Genomic DNA, 11,489 nt, shown 5'->3' on the forward strand with positions numbered 1-11,489 from the left:
CGCGATCGCCGGATGTAACTGTTATACTACGCCTTGTGCCATCATTGCGCGGGCTACTTTCATAAACCCTGCAATGTTCGCTCCTTTCACGTAGTTGATATATTTGCCTTCGCGACCGTGGAGCACGCACTGTTCGTGGATGCTGTTCATGATCTGATGCAGTTTCTCATCTACTTCTGACGCCGGCCAGGAGATATGCATGGCATTCTGGGTCATTTCTAACCCCGATGTGGCCACACCACCTGCATTCACCGCTTTACCCGGAGCAAACAGACGGTTGTTATGCAGGAACAGATCGACTGCTTCGGCCGTACAACCCATGTTCGAAATCTCGGCCACGCATAGCGTGTCATGGTCAATCAGAGCACGTGCATCTTCAGCGCCTAATTCGTTCTGTGTAGCACACGGCAACGCAATATCAACCTTCTGCTCCCACGGGCGTTTGCCTGCAAAGAATGTTGCTCCCTTAAATTCGTCGGCATATGGAGCAACAATATCATTTCCGGAAGCACGCAACTCGAGCATATAATCAATTTTCTTACCGGAGATACCTGCCGGATCGTAAATATAGCCATCGGGACCGGAAATAGTTACGACTTTTGCACCCAACTCGGTCGCTTTGGTGGCAGCACCCCAGGCTACGTTACCGAAACCGGAAATTGCAACCGTTTTGCCTTGGATATCGTGCCCGTGCTCACGCAACATCTGATGTACGAAATAAAGTCCACCGAAACCGGTCGCTTCGGGACGCAAGATCGACCCTCCGAATTCCATGCCCTTACCCGTCATCGTTCCCGTATTTTCACGAGCTAATTTTTTGTACATGCCATAGAGATAACCCACTTCGCGTGCACCTACGCCAATGTCACCTGCCGGAACATCCGTATCCGGGCCGATGTTACGCCAGAGTTCCATCATGAACGACTGACAGAAGCGCATCACTTCGGCATCACTGCGTCCGCGGAAAGCAAAATCCGCCCCGCCTTTTCCGCCCCCCATAGGAAGGGTGGTCAATGCATTTTTGAAGGTTTGCTCGAAGCCGAGGAATTTCAGGATCGAGAGGTTTACCGACGGATGGAAACGCAGCCCACCTTTATACGGGCCAATTGCATTGTTAAACTGTACGCGGTAACCGAGGTTGACATGTACTTCGCCCTGATCGTCGACCCAGGGCACACGGAATGTAAAAATACGGTCGGGTTCCACTAACCGTTCGATGATTTTTGCTTTTTCAAATTCCGGATGTTCGTTGTAAACATCTTCAATTGAGATAAGCACTTCTTTGACAGCCTGCAAGTATTCCTTCTCTCCGGGATGCTTGGCTTCCAATGATAATAAGATTTCTTCGGTCTTCATGTTTTTTTTATTTTTAAAAGTCCACAAATGTAAGGAGTTTTTACGGTATACCAAATATTTTTCTTTAATTTTGGCGAATGATCCCGTAACAGGTAGGGATCGTGAATTGTATGAGCAAAATAAAGGACTTTCAAAAAGTTGCATTCAAAGATGTTTCGTTTGCTGATCTGATGAATAAGCGTATATATAATGTGCTGCTGATTGCAACGGAATATGATACGTTCATGCTCGAAGATGACGGGCGAGTGGATGAGCAGATTTTCAATGAATACATGTCGCTGAGCTTGCGTTATCCACCGCGATTCACACAGGTTTCGACCGAAGCGGAAGCCTTACGGGAGCTGGCCAATCGGACATTCGAACTGATCATTTTCATGCCGAACATGATGGAGGCCGATATTTTCGGCGCTCCGAAAGAAATTAAACAACAGTTCCCGGCCATTCCGATTGTGGTTTTGACGCCTTTCTCGAAAGAAGTAACAAGACGTGTGGTGAATGAAGATTTAAGCGTTATCGATTACGTCTTCAGTTGGCTGGGGAATTCGGACCTGCTTCTGGCGATCATCAAACTGATTGAAGACAACATGAACGCGCCGGACGACACAGCCAGCGTAGGGGTACAGATCATCCTGCTGGTCGAAGACTCCATACGCTTCTACTCTTCGGCACTGCCGCATCTTTACAAAGTTGTATTGGAACAAAGTCAGGAATTTGCCAAAGAAGCACTGAATGATCATCAGCGGACGCTTCGGATGCGCGGAAGGCCGAAGATCAAGCTGGCACGCACCTACGAAGAAGCAACAGCTATATATGACCGGTATCGTGAACATATTCTGGGTATCGTTTCCGATATGAGCTTTACGCGTGAGGGAAAGAAAGATATGCTGGCAGGCTACCGTTTCGGGCAATATGTGCGTGAAACAGGACCGGTGACACCGATCATTATGGAATCCTCCGAATCGAGCAATCGCGAATATGCCCGAAAACTGGGCGCTTCATTTATCGATAAGAATTCCAAGAGTTATCCGCAAGATTTGCGTGAAAAAATTATGCGACGCTTCGGCTTTGGCGACTTTGTGATCCTGGAACCTGAAACAAAAGAGGAGATTATGCGTATCAAAGACCTGAAAGGATTACAACATCAGATTTTTAATATTCCGGAACGCTCGCTCAGGTATCATCTTTCGCGCAATCACTTTTCGCGTTTCTTCTATTCACGCGCGATGTTTCCGCCGGCTGAACTGCTGAAACAGATTGATGTGAACATGTGCGCGGACTTGAATGATGCACGGCAACTTATTTTCGATGTCATCGTACAGTATCGGCAGATGAAGAACTCCGGGGTTGTGGCTGTTTATCAGAAAGAACGATTTGACGAGTACAGTAATTTTGCACGTATCGGCGAGGGATCACTCGGAGGTAAAGGGCGGGGACTGGCTTTTATCGGTGCGATGATCAAACGCTATCCGATGCTGGATCAGGAGAACTTTCCGGTCAACATCCCTAAAACGGTTGTTCTCTGCACCGATATCTTCGATGAGTTTATGGAAACGAACCGTCTGTATCCACTGGCATTGAGTGATATCAGCGACGAGGAGATGCTTAGCCGTTTCTTGGAGGCCGAACTTCCGAAGAGGTTGGTCGACGATCTGATGGCTTTCTTCGAAGTGGTGAAGCGCCCGATCGCGGTTCGTTCGTCGAGTTTGCTCGAAGATGCCCATTATCAGCCGTTCGCAGGTGTCTATTCGACGTATATGGTGCCTAATATGGACAATAAAAACGAGATGCTGCGGGCGGTGAGCGATGCCGTCAAAGGGGTTTATGCGTCTGTGTTTTATCGCGACAGTAAGGCTTATATGACGGCTACAAGCAACCTGATCGATCAGGAAAAAATGGCCGTCGTGCTTCAGGAAGTCGTCGGCGTACGGTTTAACGACCGTCTCTATCCGCTGATCAGTGGAGTGGCACGCTCCCTGAACTTTTATCCCATTGGCAAGGAGAAGGCCGAAGACGGTATTGTCAACATTGCTTTGGGATTGGGTAAATACATTGTCGACGGTGGCGTTACGCTGCGTTTTTCACCTCGTCATCCTCGCAATATCTTGCAGATGAGCACAATCGAATTTGCCTTGAAGGAGACGCAGACCCATTTTCTGGCATTAGATATGAAGAATATGCCAACCCGTTTTTCGGTCGACGACTCGTTCAATTTGATACGTTTGGGAGTTAAAGATGCCGATGAAGATGGGGCATTGAAGTTTATCGTCTCGACATACGAGCCTCATGACCAGATCATCCGTGACGGTTATTACCCCGGCGGACGGAAAATCTTGTCGTTTGCAAATATTTTGCAGCATGATATGTTTCCGTTAGCTAAAACGCTTGACACCTTGCTCCAGATCGGTCAGAAAGAAATGGGACGTCCGGTCGAGATTGAATTTGCAGTCAATATTCATCCGCAAAAACGCGATCGTGCATCGTTTTATTTGCTGCAAATCCGCCCGATCGTCGATCAAAAAGAAATGATAGACGAAGATCTGAAGCGCGTGGATCCGAACGATACGATTCTCTGGTCACCCAACTCACTGGGACACGGCATCTCGAATGATGTGCACGATGTGCTGTACGTCAAGACCGCATCTTTCGATTCGTCCCGGACGCAAACGATTGCAGCAGAAATCGAGGCGATCAATCGTGAATTTTCCGGTAGAGGTTGTTACTATGTGTTGGTCGGTCCTGGTCGATGGGGTAGTCATGACCCGTGGCTCGGTATTCCGGTAAAATGGCCGCATATCAGTCATGCACGAGTGATCGTGGAATACAGTTTGGACCATTACCGGATGGACCCGAGTCAGGGGACGCACTTTTTCCAGAACTTGACGTCGTGCGGTGCAGGCTATTTTACGATTCATCCTTCGTTTGGCGGAGGTACGTTCGATGAAGCGTTTCTGAATGCACAACCGGCTTTACGGGAGACGGAGTATCTGCGGCTCGTACATTTCGAGCATCCGATAACGATCAAAATAGACGGCCGCCAAGGGTTAGGTGTCGTGATGAAACCTAATGAACAAACACAGGAGTGATCTTTGTTTTATAAGGCAAAGAGTTTACGGACATAAAATAAAAGGAAATTAATCCCGTTTTCCGGAAAGGATGGCTATCTTTGCGGAGATAAATGTAAGCCATTAGCCATTAGAAGCGTATGAAGAAAATTGTTATTTCACTGTTTTTGATGACCGGATGTTGTCTGACATATGGGCAGCGTACGCATCAATTCGAGTCGCCCGAGCGGTTATTTAACGAGGGGAAAGAGTTATTTCATTTACGAAACTATCCCGGTTGCTCCGACAAACTGAACGCTTATAAAGCACAATCGACCAATCGCGATCTGATTCAGGAAGCAGACTATATGCTGGCCTGCGTCGCTTTCGGACAAGATCATCCGGCAGCCATCGAGATACTCGAGAACTATCTGACGACTTATCCCGACACACGTCATGGAGACGAAATTTGCTTCATGCTTGGCTCAACTTCCTTTGCACAGGAGAATTATCAGGCAGCGATCGAATGGTTTAATCGCTCCGAAATCGATTACTTGGACGAAGAACAGCAGGAGGCTTACGCTTTCCGTATGGCTTATGCTTTATTGCAGACCGACGATCTGCGCACGGCGCGGAACTACTTTGCCCGCATCCAACAGGTCGGACATAAGTACAAAGAAGCTTCCGGGTATTATTTGGCTTATATCGATTATGCCACAGGCAACTATGAAAAAGCCTTGACCGGATTTAACCGGCTGAAAAATAGTCTGACTTATCGCGAACAGGCTCTTTATTACATCACCCAGATCAATTTTATTGAAAATCGTTACGACCGGGTCATCGCAGATGGTGAAGAGCTCTTGCGAGCTTACCCGAATAGTGCGAATAATTCGGAGATATACCGGTTATTGGGAAACGCCTACTACCGGAACGGCGAGCCATCGAAAGCGATTGATCGGCTGGAAAAATATGTGGCTCATACGGATTCCGTACTTCGTGGCGATATGTATATTTTAGGTGTCTGCCACTATAATCAAGGCAATTATGACCAGGCGATCGAAGCGTTGACTGAAGCCATTGATGAAGAAGATGCATTGACACAAAATGCCTACCTCTATTTAGGACAGTCTTACCTCAAGACGAATGATAAAAATAAGGCACGCATGGCCTTTGAGATGGCCACGACATCCGAATTCGACAAGCAGGTGCAGGAAACGGCCATGTATAACTACGCTCTGCTGATTCACGAGACGTCATTTTCCGGATTTGGCGAGTCAGTCACCATTTTCGAAGATTTCCTGAACCGTTTTCCGGACTCGAAATACACGGACAAAGTAAACGATTACTTGGCTGAAGTGTATCTTACCACAAAGAATTATGAAGCAGCATTGGCTTCGATCGAAAAGATACGCCAACCGGGAGCCAAGATCCAAGCTGCGCGTCAAAACGTATTATTCCGATTGGGAACACAGGCTTTTGCTAACCAACAGCCCGAGAAGGCCGTCGATTACTTCAACAGCGCCATCGCATTAGGGAACTATGACAAGGAAGCCTATAGCGACGCCTACTTCTGGCGCGGAGAGGCTTATTACCGTCAGCATAACTTCAGTGATGCGGCCTCAGACTTCCGTGCCTTCGCAGCAAATACGCCTGACCGAGCCTCCGATGCTTATGCGCTTGCACATTACAATCTGGGGTATTGCTATTTCAAGCAGAAGAACTACGAAGCGGCACATTCAGCTTTCCGGCAGTATGTCGACCTCGAAAAAAACACATCGGCGATATCGCTGGCCGATGCCTATAACCGAATCGGCGACTGCCTGTTCCATAACCGTCAGTTCACGTCGGCCGAAGAGCAATACACACGCGCCGCGTCATTGCAGCCTTCGAGCGGAGATTATGCGCTTTATCAGAAAGGATTCCTTCTGGGATTGCAGAAAGATTACAAAGGAAAGATCAGTCTGATGGACCGGGTTATCCGTGAATATCCCGAATCCCCCTACGCAGACGACGCCTTGTATGAGAAAGGACGTTCGTATGTGCTGATGGAAAACTACGATCTGGCGGCCGACGCTTTCAAAGAACTGCAACAGCGTTTCCCACAGAGTAGTCTGGCACGGAAATCGGGTTTGCAACTCGGCCTTTTGTACTTTAACAATAACCAGCCTGAGCGGTCCGTCGAAGCCTATAAGAAAGTGATCAGCGACTATCCGGGCAGTGAAGAAGCAAAGACGGCCGTACAGGACCTGAAATCGGTCTATGTGGATATGAACGATGTGGCATCGTATGCGAGCTACGTCAACTCGCTTGGCAATACATCGACCCGTTTCGATGTAAGCGAACAGGATTCTCTAACGTATTTTGCCGCCGAGAAGCTCTTTATGCGTGGCGATAATGAAGGGGCGCGCCGGAGTTTGAACAATTATTTGCAGCAATTCCCGCGTGGAGCGTTCAGCCCGAATGCCAATTATTATCTGGCCCAGATAGCTTTTGCGCAGAAGCATTACGATGAGGCCCGAACACGCTATGCGGCGGTAGCCGAAAGCGGCAATACGAAATTTCTCGAAGAGTCGATAGCACGCAAAGCCGAGGTGGAATACCTGCAAAAAGATTGTGCCGAGGCCATCAAGAGTTTCAAATGGCTGGCAGTTATCGCTGAAACGGCTCATAATCGTGAGGCGGCCAGACTGGGTATTATGCGCTGTGCCCGGCAGACAGGACAACAGACCGAAGCCTTGCTGGCAGCCGATGAACTGCTAAAAAGTTCGAAACTCAGACCCGAAGTAGAGGCCGAAGCCCGTTACTTGCGTGCTCAATCGTATCTCGGCTTGGGTGAAGAAAATAAAGCCCGGGTCGATCTGCAGGCACTGAGTAAAGATACACGTACGGTCTACGGAGCTGAGGCTAAATACTTATTAGCTCAGTCTTATTACGACGGAAACGAGCTTGACAAGGCCGAAAAGGAATTGCTGAACTTCATTGAGAAAGGTACGACACATCGTTATTGGCTTGCACGCGGATTCGTGTTGCTCTCTGACGTGTATGTTCGGAAAGGAGATAAATTTCAAGCACGTCAATACCTCACAAGCCTGCAAAAGAATTACAAAGGCAATGATGACATTGCCGGAATGATAACGGAACGACTCGCAAAACTGAAATAAAGAAAAGGATAGTCGAAATGTCAATGAAAAAAATGAAGAAGATGACAACGAAGAACCAAATACGGATATCGATCGCAGCTGTTTTATTAAGTAGCAGTCTGACGCTTGCGGCTCAGGAAAAGGAAACGAAATTGAACCGTGAAATGACGCTCGAACGCGAATATGATCCGAGTGTACAAGATGCGAATAAGGTCAATCGCCTCCCCGACCTGAAAGAGCCGAAAGTGACGAAGCATACGATCGAATATTCACCGTTCACCCTGCCGGCCGATCCGGAAAAGGAGATCGTCGTGCTTCCTTCGGGTAAAATCATGACGGCCATCCCTTACAACAAACGTCGCGGGTATCTTCGTCTCGGTACGGGAATGAACATGAATGTAGAAGGAGATTTCGGCTATCATCTTTTAAATAACCGGACGGATTTCCTGAATGTTTTCTTTTCCCACCGTTCGACGAGTAGCAAGCTAAAAGACTACGATGGAAGCGGCATGAAACAAAAAGCCAAGCTCAATGATAACCTCGGAGGAATCCATTTTCATCATCATTTCGACTTTGGCACGTTGCGCCTCGGAGGGAAATATGGCTACACAGGGTTTAACTATTACGGTTTCCCCTTAGACTCGCTCTACCGAATCCAACAACCGAGCAACAATCTGCTGCTACCACAGAGTTACCCCGCTGATCGCGAGAAGAATCAGGTAAACCAAACCATGAACGCATACATAGGCATCCGATCGAAAGCAGACGCCTTGCTTGGCTATCTGCTCGATATTGAATATCAGCGCTTCGGACAAAAATACGGACATACCGTCGACGTGGATGGCATACGTGAAAATCGATTCACTCTTCAACTGGGCTTTAGCTCACGTTTCAGTAATAACACTCAACGGGTAGGTCTTGCCGGTAAGCTGGACTATTTCAACTATACGTATCCTTCGAACAATAAGGGAGGTGATACCCTTGCCTTCGGCTATCAGAATCATGCCCAAATCACCGTGACGCCTTATTACCGTTACGCAGATGATAACTGGAAGTTACAGTTAGGAGCCAACGTGATGCTCATTACCGGCGATTCGTCCAAACTTTTTCTGTCGCCGAATATCTCGGCCGAAGGAAAGATAGCGGATAAGACGGTGCTATACCTCTATGCCGGAGGCGGTATTGGAATGAACGATGCGCGTTCGATCTCACAACTGAACCGTTATACGGATCATGGGTTAATGGTGAAACCGTCGCGTACATGGTTAGATTTGGAGTTGGGCATCCGAAGCGGCTTCGTTTCGAACATGTGGATGGAATTCTTCGGTGGTTACAAGATGACGGAAAATGAGGTGTTTTTCGTTCCGGCTAATTATGTCGGAACCAAGCACGATTTTGGGAATTACAGCTTCGCTTATCAGCCGGATGCTTCGCTGTTTCGCGTCGGTGCGTCGTTGAAGTATGCTTATCGGAAATGGGTCGATGCCTCGATCAAAGGCGTGTACCATAATTGGTCATTGCGCGACGGAGATGGCAATACGTGGCTCTCCGGCAAAGGGAATGGTTATAAAAGGGCTTACGGATGCCCCGAGTTGGAACTTCATGCCGATCTTGCCGTCCGTCCGTTCCGTCCGCTAACGCTGGCGCTGGGATATTATTTAGGTGCGAATCGTTATACGCTGTTCCATCAGAAAGAAATTAAGCTGTCGAACATCAACGATCTGAATCTTACGGCGACGTATAACTTCAACGATACGTTCGGCACTTATGTAAAGGTGAATAATATGCTGAACAGGCAGCAGGAACTGTGGTATGCTTACCCTACTCAGCAGTTTCATGTGCTGGCAGGTGTCAACCTCAATTTCTGATTCACTGATTATACAGATTCCTGTCGAAGAAATCGAGGATTTCGATCTCGCTCTGATATGCGCGATGGGCAGGACTGTCAGGGTTCAGTTCCATCGCTGCTAAATAGTTATTTAATGCTTCGCGGCTGTTGCCCTGCTTACGGTAGGCATTGCCACGTAAGAAAAAGGCTTCGTCCGACTCGGGATGGTCGGTCAGGTAGGCATCAAGCCGGCGGATAGCGTCGGCAGTTTGGCCTTCACGGATGAGTTGTTTTATCTCGTTCATGTTCATGCAGCAAAGATAGGGACTTGTTTGTGAACGGGAAGATCATCCGCTGTAAAAATCGTATAAAGATAAAAACGGCGCTGTCTCTGAAGTGGGAGCAGCGCCGTTCGATTGTATATCAATACCGGTAGATGTCCGACTTGAACGGCCCGTTTACCGGAACGCCGATATAATCGGCTTGTTTTTGGGTGAGTTTCGTGAGTTTGACGCCGACCCGCTCGAGATGCAGCCGTGCCACTTCTTCGTCGAGGTGTTTCGGTAGACAGTAAACGCCAATTTCGTACTTCTTTTGCCAGAGATCGATCTGTGCCAATGTCTGGTTCGTAAACGAGTTACTCATTACGAAGGAGGGATGTCCGGTTGCACAGCCGAGGTTGACAAGACGGCCTTCGGCCAACAGGAAAATCGAATGCCCGTCGGGGAAAGTGTATTTGTCGACCTGAGGTTTGATATTTTGATGCTTGATACCGGGGAATGTCATCAGTTTTTCGACTTGAATCTCATTGTCGAAGTGTCCGATGTTGCAAACGATCGCCTGATCTTTCATCGCCTTCATGTGGTCGATGGTGATGACATCGCAGTTACCGGTTGTGGTTACAAAGATATCGCCTTCTTTTATACCTTCTTCCATGGTTGTTACTTCAAAGCCTTCCATCGAAGCCTGTAGTGCACAGATGGGGTCTATCTCCGTTACGATCACACGGGCCCCATACGAACGCATCGAATGAGCGCAGCCTTTGCCTACATCGCCGTAGCCGGCTACTACCACGACCTTTCCGGCAATCATCACATCGGTAGCGCGCTTAATCCCGTCGGCCAGCGACTCGCGGCAGCCGTATAGATTGTCAAACTTCGATTTCGTTACCGAGTCGTTTACATTGATAGCAGGCACGAGCAGTTCGCCGCGCTCCATCATTTGATAGAGACGATGTACACCGGTTGTTGTTTCTTCCGATACGCCTTTCATTTCCTTAAGCATATTGTGCCAGCGTTGCGGGTTTTCCTTATGGATGCTTTCGAGGAGGTTCAGAATCACTTGTTCCTCGTGATTGGCTGCTTTGCGTTTAAGGATCCGGGGATCGTTTTCGGCCGCATATCCCTGATGGAAGAGCAGCGAGGCGTCTCCTCCGTCGTCGACAATGAGGTTCGGGCCTTTACCGTCGGGGAAACGTAGCGCCTGATCAGTACACCACCAATATTCTTCAAGCGTTTCGCCTTTCCACGCAAATACGGGCACGCCGGCCTTGGCGATAGCCGCTGCCGCATGGTCTTGCGTAGAGAAGATGTTACAACTTGCCCAGCGTACATCGGCGCCAAGGTCTACGAGTGTCTCGATCAGAACGGCGGTCTGAATGGTCATGTGCAGCGATCCGGTGATGCGTGCACCTTGAAGCGGTTTCTTATCCGCATATTTTTTGCGCAGCGCCATCAGCCCCGGCATTTCGTGTTCGGCGATTTCGATTTCCTTGCGTCCGAAATCCGCCAGTGTAATGTCTGCCACTTTATAGGGCAGCGTGTTCGTTGTTTCCTTTGCCATAACTTTCTTGTATGATTTTATGGCGCAAAGGTATGAAAATTTTGGATATGCTTTTTCCCCAACGCTCCGCTTCGCTACATATTGGACTGAATTAAGGCACCCTTTCAGGGCTGTTTTTTTATTGTTCGTTGTCAATGGTTAGCGTTTTTTTGCCGGATATCATGGAATAACCATTAACCATTGACAATTTTTCCGAGATTGGTTTTCTGTGCAAATTGACGAAGAGACGGGAAAGCTGTTTTCCTCTCCTCCCGGAGTTTTCGTATCTTTTCGTATCTTTGC

At 48.2% G+C, this 11,489-nt stretch carries 6 protein-coding genes; 3 read left to right on the forward strand and 3 right to left on the reverse strand.

From position 1 onward, the window contains the following. Positions 1 to 21 precede the first annotated feature (21 nt). Positions 22 to 1,356 carry an NADP-specific glutamate dehydrogenase gene (gene gdhA, locus Tanf_RS06015; RefSeq protein ID WP_046825259.1) on the reverse strand — a complete coding sequence of 445 codons (1,335 nt, stop codon included), beginning with the start codon at positions 1,354 to 1,356 and terminating at the stop codon, positions 22 to 24. A 110-nt stretch (positions 1,357 to 1,466) separates the two neighbouring features. Between gdhA and Tanf_RS06020 the strand changes: the two genes are divergently transcribed. The 3 genes from Tanf_RS06020 (at position 1,467) to Tanf_RS06030 (ending at position 9,405) form a co-directional block, all read left to right on the forward strand. Further along, on the forward strand, positions 1,467 to 4,439 hold the full coding sequence (locus tag Tanf_RS06020) for a PEP/pyruvate-binding domain-containing protein (protein ID WP_046825260.1): 2,973 nt from the start codon (positions 1,467 to 1,469) through the stop codon (positions 4,437 to 4,439). A 119-nt stretch (positions 4,440 to 4,558) separates the two neighbouring features. After that, complete coding sequence (locus Tanf_RS06025; RefSeq protein ID WP_046825261.1) at positions 4,559 to 7,558, forward strand: tetratricopeptide repeat protein; 3,000 nt, start codon at positions 4,559 to 4,561, stop codon at positions 7,556 to 7,558. A gap of 32 nt (positions 7,559 to 7,590) precedes the next feature. After that, the gene (locus Tanf_RS06030; protein WP_236684395.1) at positions 7,591 to 9,405 is read left to right on the forward strand and encodes a TonB-dependent receptor; all 1,815 of its coding nucleotides are present in this window, start codon (positions 7,591 to 7,593) and stop codon (positions 9,403 to 9,405) included. 1 nt (position 9,406) lies between these two features. Here the strand turns inward: Tanf_RS06030 and Tanf_RS06035 are convergent, their stop codons facing one another. Both Tanf_RS06035 and ahcY read right to left on the reverse strand, forming a co-directional pair. Continuing rightward, complete coding sequence (locus Tanf_RS06035; protein WP_041591137.1) at positions 9,407 to 9,670, reverse strand: tetratricopeptide repeat protein; 264 nt, start codon at positions 9,668 to 9,670, stop codon at positions 9,407 to 9,409. 118 nt (positions 9,671 to 9,788) lie between these two features. Next, entirely contained in the window at positions 9,789 to 11,207 is a 1,419-nt protein-coding gene (gene ahcY, locus Tanf_RS06040) for an adenosylhomocysteinase (protein ID WP_046825262.1), read from the reverse strand. Positions 11,208 to 11,489: the final 282 nt, after the last annotated feature.

Origin of the sequence: Tannerella forsythia (assembly GCF_001006485.1) — a bacterium.
Taxonomy (GTDB): Bacteria; Bacteroidota; Bacteroidia; order Bacteroidales; family Tannerellaceae; genus Tannerella; species Tannerella forsythia.